The organism is Pseudomonas tremae, assembly GCF_001401155.1.
Classification (GTDB): domain Bacteria; phylum Pseudomonadota; class Gammaproteobacteria; order Pseudomonadales; family Pseudomonadaceae; genus Aquipseudomonas; species Aquipseudomonas tremae.
In genome coordinates, this window is the sequence record NZ_LJRO01000438.1 from 24,614 (window position 1) to 47,860 (window position 23,247).

Below are 23,247 nucleotides of genomic sequence, written 5' to 3' on the forward strand. Positions count from 1 at the left end.
CCACTGAGGTGTGCGTCTGACCATACCCGTGCAGCGATTTCACTGCGTATTCCGCAAGCTCGCCTCAGGTATCACGCAGCGGTGAAGGCTTTGCCTTTGCCAGATCAGTTAGGCCATTTCATCTCGCCTTTGATGACCTTGGCACTCAGTTCCAGCGAGCTCGGCTCGGCCAGTTGTGGCCAGGCTTTCTGCATCGCATCGATCAAGGCTGCGGAGTCCTTGGCTTTGGCGGCTTGTTTTTCAAAGGATTTGAGGTAGTCGGCGGTAAAGGCAACGGCCTTGGTGCCTTGAGGAATCTGCCCCAGGTAATGGCCTGGAATCACCGTGGCCGGCTTCAATGCCTCGATGCCCTTGAGTGTGGCGAGCCAGTCCTGCCGGGACTTCGGGCTCTGCGTGTCAGCTACCCAGACGTGAATGCCGCTGGACACCACGACGCCACCGACGACGGCCTTGAGCGATGGAATCCATACGTAGCTGCGCTCCGGTGCCGGGCCTGTCAAACCTTTGATTTCCAGCGAACGCCCTTCGAGGCTCAGGTGATCACCCTCGAGCACCTCCGGCAGTACCAGTTTCTCAGGCGCGTTGTCTTTGAGAATAGGGCTCCAGTACGCGAGTTTGCCTTGCATCGACGCCTTGATCGCTTTGACGGTGGGCGCGCTGGCGACAATCTTTGCATCCGGGAAAGCCGCTTGTATGACGTCCAGACCAAAATAGTAATCGGGGTCACTGTGGCTGATGTAGACAGTGGTGAGCTTCTTGCCGCTGGCCTTGATCTTCTCTACCAGCGCCTGAGCATCGTTGCGCTGAAATTGTGCGTCGATCAGCACTGCATCGTGTTCGCCGGTAACCAGTTCGGATGACACCGGGAATACGGCTTTTTCTGCCGGATTGTAGACGTCGATCACCAATGGGGTGGCGGCCTGGGCGGCAATGGGCAGCAGGGCGGAGAGCGATAGGGCGAGCAGGGAAATACGCAGCATAGGGGAGGCAACCTTTCACGAGGCAGGGCTGAAGCGACTATCTTAGGTTGCTTGAAACGAAACAAAAGCCTCAGTATCGGCAATTATTGATTGCTTGAACCGGACGAATAATGGATCGCATCACTGCCGCGCGTGTGTTCATTGCCATCAACGAGCGAGGCAGCCTTATTGCTGCCGCCGAGGCATTGGACATGTCGCGGGCCATGGTTACTCGGTATCTGGCGCAAATGGAGACTTGGGCGGGCGCGCGATTGCTGCACCGTACAACGCGTAAACTCGGCCTGACTGCGCCCGGACAAGTGACTTTGTTGCGTTGCCAGCAGCTTGTCGAGATGGCTGATGCAGTGCCGCTGGCTGCTGATACGCAAGTTGATGAGCCACGCGGCATGCTGCGTATCGCCTGTTCGCAGTCACTGGCGCAGGCAGTTCTGGCAACCGCGGTGACGGCCTATTTGCAACGTTATTCCGGCACTTCGGTCGATTTCCTGATCGGCAATGAGGCTGTGGATCTGGTCAGCGAGCGTATCGATCTGGCGATCCGCATCACTAATCAACTGGACCCTAACGTGATCGCCCGTCCGCTGGGGCAGTGCTATTCGATTGTCTGTGCTTCGCCAGCGTATCTCGCTTTGCGCGGTACGCCGTCCAGGCCTCAGGAGCTGGCTGCGCACAACTGTCTGACCTATTCCTACTTCGGCAAAAGCCTGTGGGAATTTACTCATGGAAAATCGCCACTCAGTGTGCCGGTGGGCGGCAACCTCAGCGCCAACGATTCAGTGGTTTTGCTGGAAGCCGCAGTAGCAGGTGCCGGTATCACCTTGCAGCCAGTGCATTCTGCAGCGCCACTGATTGCCAGCGGCAAGCTGGTTGCGCTGATGCCCGGCTACCAGCCCCGTGCGCTGGGGATACATGCGATCTACACCTCACGGCATCACCAGTCTGCAACCTTGCGCACAATGCTGGATTTTCTGGCCGAATGGTTTGCGAGCGAATGATACGCCGCCTGCTCGGGAGCTGACGCGGAGCGTCCGGAACGGCATGTCGACGCAGAGCGTCGCACGATAGTTACGGTTATCGTGCAGTACGCTCAGGCTATCGCACGATAGTGCAGTTATCGTTCCCTACGCTCCAGCGTGGGAATGCCGTTAGTGACGCTCTGCGTCAAAGACCCGCACTGCGTCGCATGTTCAAGAGTTGCAGGCCTCAAGTCTTGAACTTGTGCACCAGACTGTCCAGTTCGCTGGACAGCGTCTCCAGACTTCTGGAGTCGGCGCGGGCCGCGTCCGAAAGGTCGGCGATCAGCTGCGCATCGCCGTGGATCTGACTGATGTGCCGATTGATATCTTCTGCTACCTGATGCTGCTCTTCGGCTGCGGTTGCAATCTGGGTGTTCATGTCGCGAATCACATCCACCGACTCGCGAATCTGGCCAAAGCTGCTGCGTGCCTGGCCGATCTTGGTGACCGACTGATGAGAAACGCCAAGACTCGCGTGCATCTGTTGTGCGACGGACGCCGTACCTTTGGCCAGATTGCCCAGCAGGCTGTCGATTTCGGCGGTCGAATCGGCAGTACGTTTAGCCAGCGCACGAACCTCGTCGGCTACCACGGCAAAACCACGACCCTGCTCACCTGCGCGGGCAGCTTCGATGGCAGCGTTCAGGGCCAGCAGGTTGGTCTGTTCGGCAATCGAGCGAATGGTGTTCAGGATCGACTGGATTCCGGTGCTGTCCTTCTCCAGTTGCGTCATCTCTTTGGCCGAGCGGGCAAGCTCTTCGCTCAATTGGTCGACACTGCGCACCGCGTCATCAATCTGCCGCTGACCTTCGCGGGCCTGCTGCTGGCCGCTGTCGGCAGAGTCGGCCGCCTGACTGCATGAGCGTGCAACCTCGTTGGAGGTGGCAACCATTTCATGAAACGCAGTCGACACCATGTCCACGGCTTCGCGCTGGCGTCCGGCGGCCTCGGCCATGTCGTTGGAAACGCGAGTGGAGCTGTGCGACGCCTCGAGAATCTTTCCGGCTGCCTGACCTATATGCTGGATCAGGCCTCGAATCGCAGTCAGGAACTTGTTGAACCAGCCTGCCAGTTGCGCGGTTTCATCGTTGCCGCGAACGACAAGGTTTTGAGTCAGGTCGCCTTCGCCGCCGGCAATACCTTCCAGGCCAGTGGAAACGCTGTGTATCGGACGCACGATGACGCGGGCGAAGCTTGCCCCGACAATCGCGAAAACCAACGCCAGCACCGCAGCGATAATGCCAATCAGCCAGGTCAGGCGGGTGGCCGAGGCCATCACTTCGTCCTGCCTGATCAGACCAATGAAGTCCCACCCCAGTTGTTCGGAAGGGTACACGTTAGCCATGTAACGCTCGCCATTGAGCGTCACTTCAACTAGGCCCCGGTCGGTCTTTGCCAGCTCGGCGAAACCGTCACCCAGTTCACCCAGCTTCTTGAAGTTGTGCTCTGGCTGTTTGGGGTCGACCAGTACCGTGCCGCTTTTTTCCATAAGCATCACGTAGCCACTATCACCGAGCTTCATCTGCTTGACGATGTTGGTCAGTTGCTTGAGCGATACGTCAATGTTGACTACACCGCCTGGGTTGCCCAGCTTGTTGGGAATCGCCCTGATGGTGCTGACCAATGTGGCATCGTCGTTGGCCCAGTAATACGCATCGCTGCGCACGGTTTTGCCTGGGTTTGCCATGGCGGTCTTGTACCAAGGCCTCACGCGCGGGTCGTAGTTGCTCATTTTCGGGTCTTCCGGCGTCATGATGTAGCTGCCGTTGACCAAGCCGTAAGAAATATAAGCGTAGGCGGGATGAGCCTTGGCAATGTTGGCAAAGAGTTCGGTTGCCTGCTTGTCATTGTCCGATTGCGGGGTAGGGGCGGCGCCCGTATAACTACGAAAATCATCGCCCGCCCCGGCGATCAACGGGTGCGCTGAAATGTAATTGACGTTCTGTGCGATCCCATCGAAAAACAACTGCATGGCATTGTCGACCTGGCGAATTTCCCGTCCGCTGCTGTCGACGAAATCGCTTGTCGCCTTGCCGCGCAAGTTCACTACAACGATGGCGGCCACTACCACTATGGGCAAACACGCAATGACTGCGAACGCCCCTGTCAATTTTTGCTTGATGTTCATATGAGCTCCGGAGTGTTCATTACTGCCGCACGTGTCGGGCGCTGCATGTTTGCAGTCTGTCGCCTCAGGCCAATACCTGGAGCGTGGTCTTATGGTCTACCAAGAAGCCAACGGCTTATTGTTGTCGACCTTTAGGCAGCATGGCGTTAATGGACATGCACTGTCGCTCACGCATAAATATGGCGAGTATTGATGCGTTACAGGCCCGTCCGTCAAACATCTGGAAACACGGTTCCGCCTGCGCACCGAGATTGATCAGAATCACCCGGCAACAGGCAGTTGGTGTCGTTTGGACGAAAGGAAATGCAGAGTCCGGAGGTTTCTGGAAACGTTCTTTATCGGAGGGAATATGGAGGGAGAGTGCGATACAGGGCAGGCGTCCATGTATCGCTTGTCATCAGGCGGAAAACGCCCAGGGCAGGCGTTTTTCGTTTCAGCGAGGGTCAGTCGTGATGCGCCTCGCCGACAAAGGTCAGTGAGGTAAACAGGCCACGCTCGGCGATATCTGCATTGTCCTTGACGGGCAGTGTTACCTCGGCGGCGATGATATTCAGCCCTTCGTTGCGTACGATCACATTGGCCATGCCCTGAGCATCCGTTTCGCTGCTGATCACGCCTGGCGCACTGCGGTAGTCGCCGATCAGTTTGATACCGGCGGCGGGCTTGCCGTCGATCAGTACACGCACCGGTAATGGTTTGCCCACACCGACTTTCAATGGATCAGCCTGCGGCACGATCACAAAATTCAGTTTGTTGAACGATGGCAGGTGCGCACCTTCTTCATAGATGGCGACGCTGTATTTGAACGTATGAATCGAGTCGGTACCGTTGGGCACTTTGCTGCGCCCTTCGTTGATCCATTTTTTCTCGGCGTCGCGCGTCCACATACCGTTATCCAGCGCCACGGACATGACTGCAGGCGGCTTGAGCGGCACTAACCGAGCTTGGTCTTCGAGGCGTTGCACGGTCACCGGGATCATCTTGCCCTGACGGTCAAATGCCCAAGCGCCGCTGACTTTCTGTGCCTTGAAGGCGTTGTCTTCCGCGCCATGACCGTAGACCACTTCGATATTGCCGCGGCGTTGCTCGGTCCACAGGCCATGTGCGCTGACGTGCGTGGCAAACAGCGCACCGAGCAGGCCCAAGGCCAGAAAAGGTTTTGTTGAAAGCATGGTGCATCCTTGTTGTTGTGGGTCGTCTGTTGTTAATCGATTGTTATCAGCGTCAGAGGCCAAGTGTCAGGCTGACCGTGAAATTACGCGGTTCGCCGGGAGCAACCCAGTAATTGCTGAAAGAGCGCTCGTAGTATTTTTCGTCGAAGATGTTGTTCAGGTTCAGACCCACCGTAACGTTGTCGCTGGCTTTGTAATGAGCGAGCAAGTCGACGGTCTGATAGGCAGGCAGCTCGAAGCCTGTACCCGACTGGCCTGAGCGGTCGCCGACGTAGGTGTACGCTGCGCCTATGTCCGAGCCACGCAACAGGCCTTCCTGAAACTCGTAGACGCTCAACAGGCTGCCGCTGTGTTTGGCCACGCCGAGGATACGACTGCCTGTGGGTATGGCTCGGTCACCCTTGGTCACTTCAGCATCGATGTAGGCAAACGCGCCGATCACACGAATGGCTTCGCTGACCTGCCCGGTGAATTGCAGGTCAAAACCCTGGCTGCGGGCCTTGCCCACGGCGCGGTTGGTGTCGGTGCCCGGGTCCAGCGCCAGAACGTTTTCCTTTTCGATATGGAAAGCGGCGAGGGTGGTGCTCAGACGGTTGTCAAACAGCTCACTCTTGATCCCGGCTTCGTAACCGACGCCTTCCTCCGGATCGAAGGTCTTGCTGGCTGCGTCCAGACCATTATTGGGCTTGAATGACGTGGACGCGTTGGCGAATACGCCCACCTGCGGAGTGAGCTGGTAAAGCAGCCCGGCGCGTTGGGTGAATGCATCGTGACGCTGGTCGGGGTTGGTTTTGGTGATGAAGTCATCGACCTGTTGGTCGAAGTGCTCGTAGCGCGCGCCGATCATGCCGCGCAGCTTGTCGGTAAAGACAATCTGGTCCTGCAGGTTCAGCGCACGGCTTTCAATGTGTTCGTAGAAATCCGTACCGGAGCGCACGCCGTTTGGTTTGGGCTGGCCATACACCGGGTTATAGATGTCGATGGCGTAGGCGCTACCGCCAATGTTCGTGACTCGCTCGTTCTTGCGGTAGTTCTCGTATTCGGTACCGATCAGCACTTCGTGCTCCAGACCGAGTGCGTCGAAATGGCCATGCAGTTCCAGTTGGGTGATGCTGTCATGCCAGTTATTGTCGCGCTCGCGATAGCGGCGGTTGACGGTGCGGCCATCAGGGTTGAGAGGGCGCGCTTCACTGGCAAAGCCCGACATCTCGCCTTGCTTGTAGTGACTGGCCAGGCGCAACGACCAGACATCATTGAGCTGATGGTCCAGCGCAAACTGGACCATGTTGTTGTCATTGTCGATATCGTCGTCCGGTTCACCCAGGAAGGTCGAGCGGGACACGCCACTCCACTTGTTGTTGGGGGCGACCACTCCCCGGTCGAACGTCGATTTTTGCCGCACGAATTCGGTTTCCACCAGCAGGCTGGTGTCGGGGTTCAGCTGCCAACTGATGGAGGGCGCAACAAAGACCCGTTTGCTTTCTACATGGTCACGAAAGCTGTTGTTGTCTTCGACGGCGAGATTGACCCGAGAAAGCAGTTTGCCTTCTTCGTCCAGCGGCGTATTGACGTCCAGTGCGGTGCGATAGCGATCCCAACTGCCCGCACTGGTTTGCAGCGTAGTGAACGCTTCGCGCTGAGGCTTCTTGGTAACGATATTGACCGTCCCGCCCGGGTCACCACGCCCATACAGGCTGGCTGCCGGGCCTTTCAGCACCTCGATACGCTCGATATTCGCCGCGTCCGGCGTGGCAGGGTAGCCCCGGTTGGCACTGAAACCGTCCTTGTAGAACTCGGAAGTGGTGAAGCCGCGGATGCTGTATTCGTAGAGGGTCAGGCCGCCGAAGTTGTTTTGCTTTGACACGCCTCCGGCAAACTCCAGCGCACGTTCGACACTGTTGCTGCCAAGATCCTTGAGTACCGAAGCGGGCACCACGCTGATCGACTGCGGGATGTCCTGGAGGGCTGTGTCGGTCTTGGTGGCGGTGGCCGAACGGGTGGCGCGATAACCCTTTACCGGGCCGGTGGCGGTTTCGTACTGATAATCGGAGGTGACGTTGACGCTCTCCAGCTCGATGGCCTTTGGCTGCTCCTCCGCATAGCCATTACTGCCCAACACCCCGATTGCAAAGCCTGCCAGAGACGCGATTCTACGAGACGACATGTGATACTTCCTGATAGTTATAGATACAATATAACATCTCCGTTGAGAATTATTTCTGTTTGTTGGCAGGCGAAGTGTTGCAGTCCCTTCGATCAGCAGGTTGCTGGATGTGTGAGGGCAACGTTTGGAGTTGGGGCGACGGTTTGATCGTTGAACGGCGTCCATTCCTATGGGCGGGAATGGACTTGGGGATGGGGTACTCAGCGGAAATCCAGCGTTTGCCGGCTTACGCCATCAACTCCGTGCCCAACTGAAACGCCACCCACAACGCCAGCCCGGTGGCGAAGGTCAGTGCGATGTTCTCGAACCAGTTATTGCGGTATTCCTTGCTCAACAGCGACTTTTGATTGGACATGATCAGCAGCCCGAGCGAGATGATCGGCAAGCCAATGATGTTCAGCGCGTTGACGCCCAGCGTCAGCGTCACGAAGTCGGGCATGCCGGGCAGCGACCAGATCAGTGGAGTAACCAGAATGAACAGCATGAACCATTTGTGCATCGGGTCGTTGTGGAAGACCTTGCCATAGCGTTCGCGGCGCTTTGGGCTGATGTGCTGGAAGGCGTCGGTGATCAGCATCGGGAAGGCGGTGGTCTTGCCGGAAATACTGGCAAACAGCGTGGCAAACACGCCGATGAAAAAGATGTACCAGCCCAACGGGCCGAAGAATATCTCCAACGCCTTGCCCAGGTCGGCGAGGGTATTCACCTGAATGCCGTTGGGTCGCAGAATTTCAACGCCTACCACCCAGATGGCCAGGTTGATGACGATACCGACGATCACCGCAAACAGCAGATCGTTGCGCTGCATGCGCTTGTGTTGCGGCCCCGTCCAGCCTTTTTCGCGCATGACATAAGGATGGACGAAGTTGGCGATGGAGCCGGCCACCGCACCGATTACTGACACGGCTACGAGCAGTGCGCCATGTACGCCTTCGTCGGGCGGAATGCTGAAACCGATCGTGCCTTTGATGATGCCGGTGACATCCGGACCAGACATGATCGCCAGAGTCAGAAACGCCAGAGTCATGATTGCCAGCAGCACTTTCATGACGCCTTCGATCATCGTGTAGATATTGCGACCGACCAGTAGCCACACGGCGAGCACCACCGCGACCGAGCAAAGCAGCGGCTGATTGATGTGCAACAGCATCGCCAGTGCTTCACCCGCGCCCTTGATCATGTAGGCGTTGATCAAATGCCCCATCAATAACGCGTAGCCGAGCATGAACCAGGCAAAGAGCGGGTGAAGCTGCGCATAGCCCTGCAGAATGGTCATGCCCTGGTTATTACACAGCTGAAAACGGGCGATGATGTTGACGATCAGGAACCTGAGCAGCAAGGATATCGCCAGCACCCACATCATGGCGTAGCCATAACTGGAACCTGCCACGGATGACGTGATGAGGTCCCCGGCGCCCAGCCAGGAGAGCACTGCGATGATCCCGGGGCCGAGCATTTTGGCAAGCTTTTTGAGACGGGGTTCGGCTGCAGGTGCCGCCTTTTCTTCAAGCGTAGGGGGGCCGGACATGCGTTTGATCTCCATTGTTATTGTATTGAGACTTCACTCACTCATGAGCAAGATAAGACGTCGTACAACTGGCGTGGAGATTCAAATGTAACTATGTGTAAAAACGTTTTACGGGTGTGGGGACGGTGTTGGTGTTCATTGGCTTCGCACAAGACCAACGCATCATCAGTCTCGCGCAAAGAAAAGTACGACCAGGCTTGGCCTCAGACACTGTTTGTGGCTCGTACTGCCCGCAGTACGAGCCATGTGCCCTATGAAGAGTGGCGCAATGTAAAAAACACGGGGGTGAGCGAAAACAGCTTTGGTGTCGCTCACTTTTCATCGAGTGATGCCGTTATTTGATACGGTTGCTCAGACTGTCGACTGTACTTTTCAGCGACTTAAGGTCACTTTGCGTGCTGCTGATCTCGCGTTTGAGGTTGCTTACATCATTGGCATTGGCGCCGGATTCGGAACTGCGTTTCAGGGTGCTTATCTGACTTTCCAGCTTTTCGATTTTGTTGTTCTGTTCGTCGATTTTGCTCTTCAACGCTGATGTATCACTCGCGTTGCCGAGCGACTGACTGCCTGCGCCGCGTTTGAACTCTTCGATCAATTTTGCCTGTGCATTGATGGTCTGTTTCAAACTCGCAATCTCATCAGCGTTGCGCTTTGAGTTGCGCTGCAGTTCCTGCAAATCGCTCACAGTCATGTCGGTATTGCGTAAAGAGTGACCGACGCTTTCTGCATGGATTGCCGCGATCCTGTCTTGAGACACCGCCCCGCCCGAAGTAACCTCGACCGCAGCCTGTGCCTGCGAAAATGCCAGGCTACTCAATAGCAATGTTGCGAAATGGATGTTGTATCGCGAGAAAGAAGATTGATCAGCCATGATCGGAATAACTCAGTAAGGTGCCGGATCAGCACCCCGCAAGATTAGCAGTTCGCCCGCTCATTCGGCAGCACTGCGCTAGTCAGAATGATGGTTGGCGCAGTCTTCATATTGAACGGTATTCAGGCGGACGTCATCAAACCCCAAGTGATTCACGCCCCACCGAACTCAATGGCCTATGGACAATTAAATGACTTCACCGACACTGGCTGCTGCGCAATTCTGTTCACTCAGAGGCGAGTTCAAGCACAATCTCGCCGGACATCTGGCGTTCATGCAGCGTGCCGCTGACTTGGGCGCGCACTACCTGCTGTTTCCTGAGTTGTCGCTGACTGGCTACGAGCCTGATCTCGCCCGCGAACTGGCGCTTTCACCCGACGATGCATGCCTGGACCCGATTCGCGCGCTGGCCATGCAATTGCAACTGGTGACCACGGTTGGCGTACCCCTAAAAGGACCCGATGGCCGCATCGAAATTGGCGCGCTGACGTTCACCACCCATGGCGATGTCATTAGCTACGCTAAGCAATACCTGCATCCCGGAGAAGATGCGGTCTTCAGTCCCGGCAGCGAAGATTGCTATCTGCACCTCGATCAGCACCGAATTGGCCTGTGCGTGTGTGCCGACTTCAGTCATTCTGAACATGTGCAACGTATCTCGGACGGCGGTGCATGGCTGTACGCCGCAAGCGTGCTGATTTCGCCAGGCGGCTACGCACATGATGCAGAGTTGCTCGCCGGGCATGCCCAGCGTCACCGGTTACCGGTGCTGATGGCCAATCACGGCGGGCCTACGGGCGGTTGGCAGTCGGCGGGACGCAGTGGTTTGTGGGACGAAACAGGGCGTTGGGTTGGAGGGATGGACGGGGCCGGGAGCGGTTTGGTCATTGCGACCTGCCAGCACGAAGGCTGGCAGGTGAGAGGGGTGATGTGGGAATAACTCAGATTACGTACTCAATGCCTGATCAGGTTTCGGAGCCGGCGTGTGTCGGGGCCGTGAAAGCGTCTCGGGCACTGCCACCAGCAGCAGACAGAACGCAACGGCTGCTACACCTGCCAAGGTCAAAAACGCTGCGCTGTAGCCAGCCATATGCACGACGAATCCGGCCAGGCTGTTGCTCAGCGCCGCGCCCAGCCCGAACAGGGTCGACAGCGCCCCAAGGCTCACGTTGAAGCGTCCGCTGCCCTGGGTCAGGTCCTTGACCATCAACGGGAACAAGGCGCCGAACAGGCCTGCACCGATTCCGTCGAGCATTTGCACTGCCACCAGCCAGTACGGATCATCGGAGAAGGTGTAGAGAACCCCCCGAATCGGAAGAAACAAAAAGCCGGCCAGCAATAGCGGCTTGCGCCCCCAGACGTCCGCTTTCATACCTACCAGCAGTGCTGCTGGAACCATGACCAGTTGCGCGGCAACGATGCAGGCTGATGTCAGCGGTGTCGCCATCTGCATGTTGATCTGCGAGAGTTTCTGGCTAACCAGTGGCAGCATCGCTGCGTTCGCCAGGTGGAACAGCGCGCAGCAGATGCCAAACATCAGCAGCGGTTTATTGCTCAACAGGGCGGAAAGTCCGGAGGCGTGATGACCACTGGTGTCGTGACTGGCATCGAAGCCTCGGGCAACGTCATGGTCTATCGCGTCGGCAGAGACAAAACTGATCGCGACGACGCTGGCCAGCGCCATCGCGGCCATCAGATAAAACACTGCAATCGGGCCGAACAGGTAGGCGAAGCCACCGGCCAGCAAGGCTGCGCAGGCGTTGCCCGCATGATTGAAGGTTTCATTGCGCCCGGTGCGTCGGGTAAACGCTTTTGGTCCGGTGATGCCCAACGAAATGGCGGCGATGGCGGGTGCGAACACTGATGCGGCAACGCTGCTCAGGGCCTGAGTCAGGGCAACCAGGGTAAACGATGAGGTGAAAGGCAAGATCAGGCAGCTCAGCGTCACCAGCAGTGCCGCGACGCCGATCATTGCTCGCTTGTAGGGCGTGCGGTCGATCAGCGCACCTGCCGGTGTCTGGGTCAGCAGCCCCGCAATGCCTGCGATGGTCATCACCACACCAATACTTGCCGGGTCCCATTTGTGAACCGCAAGCAGGTAAATCGCCAGGTAAGGGCCCAAACCATCGCGCACATCAGCGAGGAAAAAATTCAGGCTGTCCAGTGAAAGGGTGTTGCGGCGATCGGCATGGCTGGTCAATAGCTCTATTCCCGTAATTCGTCAGACTCCAGGCAACCGAGTCACGGTGGATACTGACATAAACCGTTTTGGAGAAGTTTCCCGACCAAGATGAAACTTTCGTTTTTAAATGCTCTTTTTTTGCAAGCTCTTCATGCGTTGGCTAGCGCGTTGTACCGCCGCCATTTTCTCCGGGCGTTTCATACGTTTCCATTTGCGAATGTCATCCTTGGTGCGCCCACAACTGACGCACAGGTCGCCACTGAGCTGGCAGACTGAAATGCACGGGTTTTCGATGTCCTTCGCCATGATCAACCTCGCCTGGTGTACTTGCGCCGAATGCGCTGCTGCCAATCACCGCCGTTGTCGCGAATGCACTCTTCTTCAGAGTCGACATGCACATGCGCTGACACTTTCGCAACGCTCAGCTGTGCTTCGGCAAACGCCTCGCCGGTCAGTTCGATCATTCGCTTGTCCAGAGCATGGCTCAGCGCCGCATTTTTGTCGGCCAGCGTATCGAACACCCAAACCACCTGCAGGCTGGAGGGAAAGGCTGCGTAGTCGACTTCGTGTGTCAGCCAGCAAAAGCCGGGCATTTCAGACTTGGCGGTTTCACAAGCCTGCGTCAGCGCCGTGACAAGCTTGCGCTCAGTGTGGGCCTGCTCGCGTTTGCTTGAGGGCATCTGGGGCCTCTGGTAGTGGCAGGTGGATGGCTGCGCACGATACCTGAATTGTTGGCGCGGTCCAAAAACAGTGCATTTTACAAGTGATGCCTGGTTGCTTTCAGGCAGCGGAGAGGAATTATTCGCTGCTCTATGCACGGTAATCCGCAGTAGGTGCGAGAGCTGGCGGGAACCTGAACACTGCGCAAGCATGTGCTTGGCTGCACGCCGTCAATTGAGTCGAACCCCTGAGAACGTGCCGGGTCTGTTCCTGTAATTACTTTCAGGGATCTGTATTTATGTCGGCGCAACGTGGACTGATTTTGCTTGCAAGAGGTGGTTATGCCGCTCGTGGTGTGGTGTATCTGATTATCGGGCTGTTCGCCGTTCTGGCCGCTCAAGGTTCTTCTCAGCCTGCTGACAGTCACAGCAGCCTTGAGGCGTTGTTGAGTCAGCCATTCGGAAATGTGCTTGTCAGTCTGGTGATCGTCGGTCTTCTCGCCTTTGCCGCCTGGCGAGTGCTGCAGGCCACGCAGGATGTGGACCATCATGGTCGGGAGCTCAAGGGGTTGGTCATCCGGGGCGGCCTGCTGGTGGGCGGCTTCACGTATGGCGCACTGGCGTTCTTCGCGCTCGGTCTTCTGATCAGCGGGCTGAAAAGCTCAGGCGGCTCGGGTGGCAGCCAGACCAAGGACCTGCTGGCCTCGATTCTGTCGTGGGATCATTCCAACCTGCTGGTCTATGTCGTTGCGCTGGTGCCCTTGGCACTGGGCATCGTGCATATCATCAAGGGTTACAAAGCGTCTTTCGAGAAGTACTTCGAGGCTGACGAAGATGTCATGAAGTATGTCCGTCCGGTGTCTCGCTTTGGCCTGATCGCTCGCGGCGTGGCATTCATCGAGATTGCCGTGTTACTGGCTGTCAGCGGCTCCAGCTATCAGGCGATGCATCCGCCGGGCATGAAGGACGCGCTGAATGGCTTGCAGGACCTGCCAGCAGGTGGCTTGGTGCTGCTTGTCGTGGCTCTCGGTTTGATCGCTTTTTCGGTGTACAGCTTTGCCCAGGCCGCCTGGCGCAAGATCAATATGGACGTACCCGACGCGCCGGAGGCCGTGGCGCGTCATTTTCGCTGATTGCCTGTAAATTAAAGGGCTGCCTGACACCTGTGTCAGGCAGCCCTTTTTTATCTGCGCAAGAACGGTCTGAAGTCGATGGCTTGTGTAACGTGCTAGACCCGAATGTCCTGTGGCCCGCGGATCTGCGCCTCGATGCGTGTCCCGGTCAGGCGCTCCTCGTTGGAGAAGCCGTCGTAACTGGACAGGTCGCCAAAGCGTATGCCGGTGAGTTGCTCGATCTGCGCGACGCTGCGTTGCCAGGTTCTGAGCGGGCCAAACACGATGTCCAGCTTACCCAGCTCGCTGCTCTGATTGATCATGTAAGCGCTGGCTGAAGGCTTGCCGTCATCGCCCAGAAACGCCACAACTTTCCAGAACGCCGACGGAATCATGATGTTCCGGTAGCTGCGATCGTCATCGCGCAGTACCGGGCCGGTAAATACCGTTACCCTGGATTTCCAGCGCTTGGTGTTATCGAGGATGTAGTCCTCAAGCTCCAGCCAGGTCTTTTGATTGAACGCGCCCATCTGCGGCGAGCAGTTGGTGAAGTGGAACGTATCGCTGTTGGCCACCTCGGCTTCCTTGCCCCAGTTAGGGTCCTGACGTCTGACCAGATGGCCGCGATCCAGCAAGTTGTCGGCATACAGGCTTTCGCCGATCTGCGCCTCGGCGGGCAGGCGGCCATCCAAAGACCAGGTATCCTTGCTGCGTTTGACCTCTACGCTGTTGGCCCCATCAATATTGACGCCCACATACAGTGCCAGGCGTCGACTGCGCGACATGGTAATGGAGAAGTGCGTGTAATCGAGGCGGTTGCCGGTGTTGCCCAGCGGATAGACATCAGGCGCCAGCTCTTCGTCCGCAGCAGGCCACGGCACGACGAAATCGCCGAGAAAGTTGTCGGCGTAACCCTTGCGCTTTTTCAATTCGCTTGCCGGCGTTGTACGAGCTGCGGCAAGCGCCTGTGGCTCAAGCAATCGCGCAGTTGAGGTCAGTGGCTTGAGGTCGGCAAGACGGGGTCGATAGTTGAGGTCGATAGCGATCTTCTTGTCAGGCACGGTGCTTGCTCCTGCGATGGGCGTGAATTGAGTCACAGTTCACCATAGCCGCGTTACAGGCCTGCGTCAGGTAAGACCATCAGACGCACCATTACGCTGATTCATTAAAAGTCCTTAAACAGGCTTAAGTTACAGGCCATGTGCGTCGATAAGCTCTTGATAAGAGCAATCCGCAGCTCGTGTTATTCATTAACCGCAGAGGCTTCAGGATGTCGATAAAACTACGTCTGTTCTTGCTTATAGGCACCAGTGTTCTGACCGTCCTGGTCATCAGTCTGGTCAATTACCTGGGCAATACCCGCACCGAGACTGCAATGCTTGACAGCGAAGTCAGCATGGCGGCGCTGGGCAATCACCTGCAAGCCGACATGATGCACGACGCGCTGCGCTCCGATGTGCTGTCAGCGATGCTGGTCGGCCTGGGCAAAAGCAGCAGCACCCGCAACGAGGTGCAGGCCTCTCTCGCCGAACATGCTGCGCAATTTCGTAAAGCGGTAGGCGAAAATCTCGAGTTGCCGATCTCCGCTGTCATCAGGGCAGAATTGAACAGCCTCAAACCAAGCCTCGACGCCTATATCGTTGCAGGTGAGCGCATTGTCGGCCTCGCCCTCGACAGCCCGGACCGCGCACAGCAGGAGCTTGGCACGTTCAGCAGCGCCTTCACTCAACTGGAGGAGCGGATGTCGACGCTCAGCGACTTGATCGAAGACAATTCCAAAGCCAGCGGCGAGGGGACCCGGCAGGCGATCCTCAGTGCCAATTTCACCTTGGTGGTGGTGCTTGCGGTCAGCCTTTTACTGCTGATCGTGCAAGGGCACTGGGTGACTCGCAGCATCATGATCCCTCTGGCATCGGCCAGCCGTATCGCCGACAGCATTGCTCGCGGCAACCTCAGCGAACCCATCGCCGAGCCGCGCAGCCGTGACGAAGCCAGCATGTTGATTCGTAGCCTGGCAATCATGCAGCGCGATCTGCGCGGCATGATTGAAGTGGTTCGTACCAATGCGCATGGCGTCAGCGGCATGAGCCGCCAACTCAGCAGCGGTTGTCATGACGTGGCCGATAGCAGTCGGCAGCAAAGCTCTGCAGCGGGCACCATGTCGGCAGCGACCAGCGAGATGACCGCCAGCATCGAGGAAATCACCCGGCATGCCGGGCAAGCTCTGGAAATGGCCAGTCAGGCCGAAGCCCTGGCCAAGAACGGCGGTCGGGTGATTCATCAGGTGGTCAATGACATGGACAGTATTGCCCGCTCCGCGCAACAGTCCGCGCAGGTCATTCGCACGCTGGACAAGGATTCGGAGGGGATCTTCAATATTATTCAGGTCATCAAGGGCATTGCCGATCAGACCAATCTGCTGGCGCTCAACGCGGCCATCGAAGCGGCGCGTGCCGGTGAGCAAGGCCGGGGGTTTGCCGTGGTGGCCGACGAGGTGCGCAGCCTGGCGGGACGCACCAGCGCTTCTACTCAGGAAATCACCACGATGGTCGCGCGCATTCAGCAGAGTACCCGCGAGGCGGTGACCAGCATGGAAGCCGGTGTCGCTCAGGTTGACAAGGGCATGGCCGTCACCGCCGAAGTAGAACGCGCGATCAGCGATATCCTCGATGCCACGCTGAGCACGACTCAACTGGTGAATGACATCACCCGCACAATTGGCGAACAGAGCCTGGCCAGCAACGAAATCGCCCATCAGGTGGAGATGATTGCCAGCATGTCCGAGGGCAACAGCCGAATCATCGTCCAGACCGCCAGCACCACAGATGAGCTGTCAGCGATGGCCGGGCAGCTCTCGCAATCGGTTGACCGCTTTCAACTTTGAGACTAAATACTCCGGATCAGCGGCGCCTCAGGTGCCGCGAACTGTGTGACTGGCGAGTCATGCATTAAAGCTTTGCCACCGACTGACGTTAACCATCGCACGAGAATCACCTTTCACCCCAGGAGCAACACGATGCAGACGCTAAAGGCTTTGTACGAGTCAGTTGAAAAGCAGTTTTTCGACACACTGACCAAGAAGCTCTCAAGCCTCTTTCTGCTGGTCCTGGTCAGCGCCCTGCTGTATTGGGTGGCGCTGAACATTCGCTCCGACATCATGCTGCAACTGCGCAGCACTCCAATGGACGCTGCGGCATTGGGCAAGGTCCAGAGCCAGCTTGACGTGCTGAGCAACGCAATTCTGCTGAGCACGCTATTCACGCTGGTCATGGTCAGTTTCATGGTCTGGTACTTTCGTCACCTGATCGTGCGTCCGGTCATGTCCATGACTCGCGCGCTCGAAGAGGTCGCCAGCGGTGAGGGGGACCTGTCCAAAGACCTGCCGTTGCTCACTCATGACGAAATTCGGGTGCTGGCGAGTACCTGCAACCGCTTTCTGGCCAAGCAGCGCGAGGTCATCAGCAGTATCCAGGGGCTGACCGTGCAAATTGCGGTCGAGTCTGCACGCTCGCTGAAAAACATCAGTGACTCCAGCGACAGCGCTACTGACCAAGCACGTTTTGCCAGAGAAGTCATGGACCAGAGCAACATGGCGGTGGGCAGTATCAAGGACGTCTCGCAGCAGACTCAGGGTATTTCCAGCACCACCGCGCAAAATCTGAGCATGGCTCGCGACTCGTACGCCGAACTACTGGAGGTGACCGGCAACATCAGCCAGATATCCAGTAGCCTGAATGAGTTTGGCTCGCTGGTATCGGGTCTGAACGAGCGCTCATCCAGTATCAAATCCATTGTCGGGCTCATTCAGCAGATTTCGGCGCAGACCAATCTGCTGGCACTCAATGCGGCCATCGAGGCCGCGCGAGCCGGGGAGAGCGGGCGAGGCTTTGCCGTGGTGGCCGATGAGGTGCGTACCCTGGCACAGAATGTAAGCCGGGCTACCGAGGACATCTCGCGTAACATCGACGCGATGCTTCAGGAAGTCAGCTCCACCCACGAGCAGACCATTCAGATCAGTCACAGCGCACGCGAAACCCAGATGGTGGTGGAGCGCGCGTCCGGTCACTTCGAGAGCATGATCGGCGATTTCGAATCCACCAATGACAAGCTGGCGGACATCGCCGCGCATATCCAGCAGTTTGCGGCCACCAACACCGGCATAAATGAGCGGGTAACGCGGATTTACTCTGACAGTCAGGCCATTGATCAGCGCATGCAACACTCAGCCACTGCGACTCGTGACCTTTCAGGTGTGGCCGAGCAGGTTCAGAGCCTGCTGGGACGATTCGTGCTCGGGCATGGCGAGCTGGATGCGGCAATCACCAGAGCCAGCCAATGCCGTGACATTCTGCAAGTGCGTCTGGCCGAGCTGCACAAGCAGGGCGTCAACCTGTTCGATCAGAGCTACAAGCTGATCCCGGGAACAGACCCCAAGCAATACACCACCGGTTACACCGAGCGTTTTGCGCAGGTCTGTCAGGAGGAGTGTGACAAGCTGACCAAGGGCACCCGCGGCGGCAAGGTAACGTTCATTGTGGACAGCAAGGGGTATTGCCCGGTCAATAACAGTTGGGTCTCGCAGAAACCGACCGGCAATCGCGATGTTGACCTGCCGGTGTGCCGCAATAAACGCATGTTCTCCGACCCGATAGGCCTGCGAGCGGCGGGCAACAAGCAACGCTTCCTGTTACAGACCTATTTGCGTGATACCGGCGAGATCATGACTGAAATAGATGTGCCGTTCTTTTTCGAAGGGCGCCACTGGGGCAACTTGCGGATGGGCTTCGACGCAGCGCTGTTGCTGGGCAAGTAATGCTGCTGGAGAACTAAGGCAGCGAGGCTGACAGGCCTGCGTCAGGCGCAGGCCAGGAACGCTATTAGCCCAGAACACGCTGGGAAATGTATCTGGATATCTGGACGATAGACGTCTTGCCGGTGAACTCGAACTTCACTTTACCGATTGCCGAGAAATAGATCTCCAGCTCTGAGTCAAGGTCGAACGTGCCCGACGTTTCAACCGACCACGCCACGATGTTTTTGTACGGCAGTGACGTGAAGTCTTTCTTGCTGCCCGTCAAACCCTGCACGTTGACCGAAATAATGCGTTTGGTTGTAAACACCACACCATCGCGCATGGATTTATAGGAGTCGATCACTTCTTCGCCGTCGAGTAGCAGCTCCTTGACCCGGTCTGCATATTCGTCATTCTGCTTGAGTTTGAAGAAGCCTTTGTTATTGAAATCAATCATCGGTCTATCCTTGAGCGGTCATTCGGACGGGAATGTGCTACATGCGCAGCCCTGCGCCCGATGGAGGCTTAGAATAACATCGCTCTGCGCATTTCATGCGGCAATGGCCGGGGAGAATGACGCGGTTTGAAGTTGAACAACGGAACGTTCACGCCGTTAAAGGCTCAATTTCTACAAGGCGCTGATTTCCAGAACGTCCCCGGAGGTGTGACTTTGAACATTCAAGAACTGACAAAACATGTAAAAGAAGAGAAGGTTCGCGAACTCGATCTGATCTCCATGGAAGGCGGATCCTACGTACTCCATGCTCGGGTGGACGGCAGCTCCGTACCTGTGCAGGACTCGACCGGCAAGACGCTGCACGTCGCCTCGGTAGAAGAAGCGCCAAGGTACTTGCCTCAGTGCCGGATGTGAAACTGTTCATGTCCCAGGCCACTGCTTATGATGAGATGGTGGGCATGGACAGTGTTGAGCCAGAGTCTTCCCGCCACGAGATTCCGCTGCGTTCGAGCCTGTGATTACAAGGTCAGGCGCTGCGTCTGACCGCGATGCATTTGATCTCCAGCAACAGGCCGGGGTGTGCCAGTTCCGCGACGCCGATACAGGTCCAGGCACATTGACCGCGAGGGAAGATACGATTCTTTACTTCGCGAAATACCGGCATGTGTTCGCTCATCGCGACGTGATAAGTGGTCATGTCCACGATGTCTTCGAACGTACAGCCGCCTTCTGCCAGGACGGTGCGCAGGTTCTCCCAGCAGGCGATGAACTGTGCCTCCGGGTTGAGAATGACTTCCATATCCCGTGTACGTCCTACCTGCCCGGCGCAGTAAAGCGTATCGCCCACCCTTACAGCAGGGGCATAGCCTGCGCGGTCCATGATCGACTGATGGGTGGGCGGGACGATGATTTCGCGATCTGACATAGATAACACCTGTTTGTAACGCCTTGGTCTGTAACGGATGAGTGTGCAATTGTCGGGCGCGTTTAGCGTGCTTGTGGCTTGTGCCTGCTCAACTTTTCACGGCTGGCTTGGCGGCGCGCCGTGGCTTTTTAGTCGCGCCTGTAGATGCCGGGGATGCCGCAGCGCTGCGCTTTGCCGTCTTGCGTTTTTTCTTCCAGGGCGGCGCAGCGCCTGCCGGGCTGGCTGGGCCGCTGATGGTCATGCGCATGCCGACGCAACGGCTGACCTGCTTGCTCATCCAGGCCGCCTGTTTGGCGACAAACTCCTCAAGACTCATCTCGCCGCTCTGCACCATGTCCAGCGCCTGCTCCCAGATAGCCGTGGTCCCCGGGTCGGCAATGGCGCGGGGCACTGCATCGATCAGGCTGAAGGCCGCCGGCGTGGCGCACAGCGCCTTGCCTTGCTTGGTCAGGTAGCCGCGGTCCAGCAACCCCTGAATGATCCCGGCGCGGGTCGCTTCGGTGCCGATGCCGGTGGTGTCCTTGAGCTTTTGCTTAAGCCGCGGGTCTTCCACCAATTTGGCGACGTTCTTCATTGCCTTGATCAGGTCGCCTTCGGTAAACGGCTTGGGCGGCTGGGTCCAGAGGTCCTTGAGAGTCACGTCTGCAACGGCGCACTCGCAGCCCTGAAATAACGTGGGCAGTGGTTGCGGGGCAGGCGCCTCGCGACCTTTGGCTGGTGCCAGTGCTTCTGGCATGGCCCGTTTCCAGCCGGGCTCGACAATCTGTTTGCCGACGGCCCGCAACGCATGGCCCGCGCAGTCGAAATCTGCCTGAGTGCGATCATATTCGTGGTTGGGCAGGAACTGCGCCAGGTAGCGGGCTCTGATCAGGGTGTACACCGCTCGGGGTTTGCCGGTCAGACGTTCAACGCCGCGAACGGCGGCTGTGGGAATAATCCCGTGGTGGGCGGTGACCTTTGCATCGTTCCACGCACGCGAGCGACGTTGCGGGTCGAGGTGTGGCAACAGGCTTGCCAACGCCGGGTCGGCCTTGCCCAGTGCGCCGATAATGCTCGCCGCTTCGCCGTGCTGGCTGTTCGGCAAGTAGCCACAATCGCTGCGCGGGTAGGTAATGACCTTGTGGGTTTCATACAGCGACTGAGCGATGTCGAGGGTTTCCTGCGCGCCGAGCCCGAGCTTTTTCGAGCAAATTTCCTGCAAGGTACCCAGATCGAAGGGCAAGGGGGCTGTCTCGCGAATGCGCTCGGTTCGCAGCTTGACCAGCCTCGCGCTGGATGCGTTGCGCATGGCTTCGGCGGCTTGTTGCGCGAGCGGCTGGTTCAGGCAGCGATCCTGATCGTCACAGGCATCGGATGGCGCGCGCCATTGGGCGATGAACGTCTGATTGTCGTGAAGCAGCTCTACGTCGATGGCCCAGAATGGCGCGGGGACGAAGTCCGCGATGCTGCGATCGCGGTCCACCACCAGGCGCAAGGTCGGGGTCTGTACACGTCCGACGGGCAATACGCCCTGGTAGCCGGACTGCCGCCCCAGCAGCGTGAACAGGCGGCTCATGTTCATGCCGATCAACCAGTCGGCGCGCGACCTGCCCAAAGCCGAGTGGTACAGGCTGAAGGTGTCTGCACCTGGCTTGAGCGCTGCCAATGCCTTGCGAATGGACGCGTCGTCCAGTGCCGACAGCCACAAACGCTGAATCGGCCCGCGATAGCGGCAGTGTTCGACCAGTTCGCGGGCGATCATCTCGCCTTCGCGGTCGGCATCGGTGGCGATGACCAGTTCCTGAGCCTCGCCCAGCAACCGTTTGACCGCCTTGAACTGGCTGGCGGTTCTGGGTTTGACCAGCATTTTCCATTTTTCCGGAACGATGGGCAGGTCTTCCAGCACCCAGCGTTTGTAGCGCGCATCGTAGGCATCGGGCGGGGCGGTTTCCAGCAAATGCCCGATGCACCAGGTTACGGTGGCATTGGCTCCCACCCAGCAGCCATCGCCACGCCGGGTAGCGCCGAGCGCAGCCGCAATGTCTTTGGCCTGGGAGGGTTTTTCGCAGAGAAACAGCCGCATGACTACCGTCGTCGATTACCGGTGTGAGGCTGCAAGGATGGACGCTGAACGAACGTGGAGCAAGTTTTATCTGTATGGATATACAGATAAATAGGTGGCTGTCGCTGTCATGCGGAGCATCCGGACATGACAGCGTCGCAGGCTGGAAGGTGTCACAGGTGCCAGGCGTGCGCCATGCAGTTCAGCTCAGAAGCTCCGAAAACGCCTTGTCCGCTTCCAGCACCGCAGGCAGTCCTGCGAAAAGCGCATCCAGGTCGATCCCTTCCATCAGCGGTCCGCCGGACGCATTCTGTGCTTCGGGTGTCGCACCGCTGTGGCTTTCCAGCGCATCCGATACAGTGATTGCCTGAGCGACGATACGCGGTAACGGTGCGTTGTCCGGGGCCTGCATCGGCTTGGCCTGATAAGCGATGGCTTGCAGGATCACCTTCGGCAACTGCCAGCGCCGGGCCAGTTCGGCACCGACTTCCGGGTAGCTGAAGCCCAACTGCAGGGTTTCGCTGGCGCCGCGTCCCGGTGTGCTGGCCCCGGCTGCGTTCAGACGCTCTGCGACCTCGGGGGCGCCGGTCTGGATCAGCAGTTCGCCGATGTTGTGCATCACCCCGCAGGTAAAAGCGATTTCCGGGTCGACGCCGGTCTGCCTGGCCAGCATTCGGCAGATCCCGGCGACCTGGAAGCTTTTCAGCCAAAACCCCTTTAGATCAAAACTCGGCCCGGCCTTGAACGCACCGGTCACGGCGGAGGCCATTACCAAGGTGCGCAAGGTGTTGAAACCCAGGCGCATGGCGGCGTCTTCGATACTCGAGGAATCCCGCGATCCCCGAAAGCGTGCCGAGTTGGCGAGCCGCAGCACCTTGGCCGCGATCACCGGGTCCTTTTCTATATTACGGGCAATGCTTTCGAGGTTGGAGGAGGGGTTGTCGAACTGCAGCATCAGGTCCTGAGCCACTTTGGGAATACTGGGAAGACTGTGCAAATCGTCAAAAAGTTTTTCGATACTCAGCATGGCAAGGCCATCCTCTGCAAGGCGGGGATGTTTTCAACGATAGCCAGTTTTCCAAGCTCTGCACGTTTTGCCATCGATTGTGGGACAGCCCTCTCACGACAGCATAAAAAAATAATCAAGGACTTGTCCCTTGCGGCCGATATGACGACACAAGCAATTCCGTAATGTATCGATTCTCGTTCCTGCCTGATGC

The 23,247-nt window shown here is 57.8% G+C and carries 19 protein-coding genes and 2 pseudogenes; 7 read left to right on the forward strand and 14 right to left on the reverse strand.

Annotation, left to right across the window (positions count from 1 at the left end):
- Positions 1 to 104: 104 nt before the first annotated feature.
- Entirely contained in the window at positions 105 to 980 is an 876-nt protein-coding gene (locus ALO43_RS23615; RefSeq protein ID WP_054998159.1) for an MBL fold metallo-hydrolase, read from the reverse strand.
- Between the two features lie 110 nt (positions 981 to 1,090).
- On the opposite strand from ALO43_RS23615, the gene ALO43_RS23620 reads away from it, so the two are divergent.
- Complete coding sequence (locus ALO43_RS23620; RefSeq protein ID WP_005893405.1) at positions 1,091 to 1,975, forward strand: LysR family transcriptional regulator; 885 nt, start codon at positions 1,091 to 1,093, stop codon at positions 1,973 to 1,975.
- 208 nt (positions 1,976 to 2,183) lie between these two features.
- Here ALO43_RS23620 and ALO43_RS23625 read toward each other — a convergent pair whose 3' ends face one another.
- The 5 genes from ALO43_RS23625 to ALO43_RS23645 all read right to left on the reverse strand — a co-directional run bounded on the left by ALO43_RS23625 (position 2,184) and on the right by ALO43_RS23645 (position 9,859).
- On the reverse strand, positions 2,184 to 4,124 hold the full coding sequence (locus ALO43_RS23625) for a methyl-accepting chemotaxis protein (protein ID WP_024671170.1): 1,941 nt from the start codon (positions 4,122 to 4,124) through the stop codon (positions 2,184 to 2,186).
- Positions 4,125 to 4,567: 443 nt separating this feature from the next.
- On the reverse strand, positions 4,568 to 5,296 hold the full coding sequence (locus ALO43_RS23630) for a DUF4198 domain-containing protein (RefSeq protein ID WP_005893403.1): 729 nt from the start codon (positions 5,294 to 5,296) through the stop codon (positions 4,568 to 4,570).
- Positions 5,297 to 5,348: 52 nt separating this feature from the next.
- The gene (locus ALO43_RS23635) at positions 5,349 to 7,460 is read right to left on the reverse strand and encodes a TonB-dependent siderophore receptor (protein ID WP_005893402.1); all 2,112 of its coding nucleotides are present in this window, start codon (positions 7,458 to 7,460) and stop codon (positions 5,349 to 5,351) included.
- A gap of 226 nt (positions 7,461 to 7,686) precedes the next feature.
- Positions 7,687 to 8,988 carry an Nramp family divalent metal transporter gene (locus ALO43_RS23640; protein WP_054998172.1) on the reverse strand — a complete coding sequence of 434 codons (1,302 nt, stop codon included), beginning with the start codon at positions 8,986 to 8,988 and terminating at the stop codon, positions 7,687 to 7,689.
- A 334-nt stretch (positions 8,989 to 9,322) separates the two neighbouring features.
- A complete protein-coding gene (locus ALO43_RS23645; protein WP_054998160.1) occupies positions 9,323 to 9,859 on the reverse strand; it encodes a hypothetical protein in 537 nt (178 codons plus the stop codon).
- 190 nt (positions 9,860 to 10,049) lie between these two features.
- Between ALO43_RS23645 and ALO43_RS23650 the strand changes: the two genes are divergently transcribed.
- On the forward strand, positions 10,050 to 10,799 hold the full coding sequence (locus ALO43_RS23650) for a carbon-nitrogen hydrolase family protein (protein ID WP_054998161.1): 750 nt from the start codon (positions 10,050 to 10,052) through the stop codon (positions 10,797 to 10,799).
- Positions 10,800 to 10,805: 6 nt separating this feature from the next.
- On the opposite strand, the gene ALO43_RS23655 is transcribed toward ALO43_RS23650, so the two are convergent.
- From ALO43_RS23655 to ALO43_RS23665, 3 genes are all read right to left on the reverse strand, one after another.
- Complete coding sequence (locus tag ALO43_RS23655) at positions 10,806 to 12,059, reverse strand: MFS transporter (RefSeq protein WP_054998162.1); 1,254 nt, start codon at positions 12,057 to 12,059, stop codon at positions 10,806 to 10,808.
- 105 nt (positions 12,060 to 12,164) lie between these two features.
- Positions 12,165 to 12,347, reverse strand: a complete 183-nt coding sequence (locus tag ALO43_RS23660) for a DUF1289 domain-containing protein (protein ID WP_005893397.1) — start codon at positions 12,345 to 12,347, stop codon at positions 12,165 to 12,167.
- 2 nt (positions 12,348 to 12,349) lie between these two features.
- Positions 12,350 to 12,721, reverse strand: coding sequence for a hypothetical protein (locus ALO43_RS23665; RefSeq protein WP_054998163.1), 372 nt, complete (start codon positions 12,719 to 12,721; stop codon positions 12,350 to 12,352).
- 278 nt (positions 12,722 to 12,999) lie between these two features.
- Between ALO43_RS23665 and ALO43_RS23670 the strand changes: the two genes are divergently transcribed.
- Positions 13,000 to 13,833, forward strand: coding sequence for a DUF1206 domain-containing protein (locus ALO43_RS23670; protein WP_005893395.1), 834 nt, complete (start codon positions 13,000 to 13,002; stop codon positions 13,831 to 13,833).
- Between the two features lie 95 nt (positions 13,834 to 13,928).
- On the opposite strand, the gene ALO43_RS23675 is transcribed toward ALO43_RS23670, so the two are convergent.
- Positions 13,929 to 14,873 carry a DNA/RNA non-specific endonuclease gene (locus ALO43_RS23675; protein WP_053480798.1) on the reverse strand — a complete coding sequence of 315 codons (945 nt, stop codon included), beginning with the start codon at positions 14,871 to 14,873 and terminating at the stop codon, positions 13,929 to 13,931.
- Positions 14,874 to 15,553: 680 nt separating this feature from the next.
- Between ALO43_RS23675 and ALO43_RS32225 the strand changes: the two are divergent.
- From ALO43_RS32225 to ALO43_RS23685, 3 genes and pseudogenes are all read left to right on the forward strand, one after another.
- A pseudogene (locus ALO43_RS32225) lies at positions 15,554 to 15,838 on the forward strand (HAMP domain-containing protein); the annotation flags it as partial.
- A 132-nt stretch (positions 15,839 to 15,970) separates the two neighbouring features.
- Positions 15,971 to 16,696 carry a methyl-accepting chemotaxis protein gene (locus tag ALO43_RS32230; RefSeq protein ID WP_371906712.1) on the forward strand — a complete coding sequence of 242 codons (726 nt, stop codon included), beginning with the start codon at positions 15,971 to 15,973 and terminating at the stop codon, positions 16,694 to 16,696.
- Positions 16,697 to 16,828: 132 nt separating this feature from the next.
- Positions 16,829 to 18,625 carry a methyl-accepting chemotaxis protein gene (locus tag ALO43_RS23685; protein WP_054998165.1) on the forward strand — a complete coding sequence of 599 codons (1,797 nt, stop codon included), beginning with the start codon at positions 16,829 to 16,831 and terminating at the stop codon, positions 18,623 to 18,625.
- Positions 18,626 to 18,689: 64 nt separating this feature from the next.
- Here ALO43_RS23685 and ALO43_RS23690 read toward each other — a convergent pair whose 3' ends face one another.
- Positions 18,690 to 19,061 (reverse strand): PH domain-containing protein, encoded by a 372-nt coding sequence (locus ALO43_RS23690; RefSeq protein WP_005893391.1) that lies wholly within the window; start codon positions 19,059 to 19,061, stop codon positions 18,690 to 18,692.
- A gap of 207 nt (positions 19,062 to 19,268) precedes the next feature.
- Between ALO43_RS23690 and ALO43_RS23695 the strand changes: the two are divergent.
- Positions 19,269 to 19,579: pseudogene (locus tag ALO43_RS23695) on the forward strand (DUF6482 family protein).
- Positions 19,580 to 19,587: 8 nt separating this feature from the next.
- Here ALO43_RS23695 and ALO43_RS23700 read toward each other — a convergent pair.
- The 3 genes from ALO43_RS23700 to ALO43_RS23710 all read right to left on the reverse strand — a co-directional run bounded on the left by ALO43_RS23700 (position 19,588) and on the right by ALO43_RS23710 (position 23,054).
- Positions 19,588 to 19,986, reverse strand: a complete 399-nt coding sequence (locus ALO43_RS23700) for a RidA family protein (protein WP_053932260.1) — start codon at positions 19,984 to 19,986, stop codon at positions 19,588 to 19,590.
- Between the two features lie 88 nt (positions 19,987 to 20,074).
- Positions 20,075 to 22,048, reverse strand: a complete 1,974-nt coding sequence (locus ALO43_RS23705) for a DNA topoisomerase III (protein ID WP_054998166.1) — start codon at positions 22,046 to 22,048, stop codon at positions 20,075 to 20,077.
- 181 nt (positions 22,049 to 22,229) lie between these two features.
- Positions 22,230 to 23,054, reverse strand: coding sequence for an HDOD domain-containing protein (locus ALO43_RS23710; protein WP_024669069.1), 825 nt, complete (start codon positions 23,052 to 23,054; stop codon positions 22,230 to 22,232).
- Positions 23,055 to 23,247: the final 193 nt, after the last annotated feature.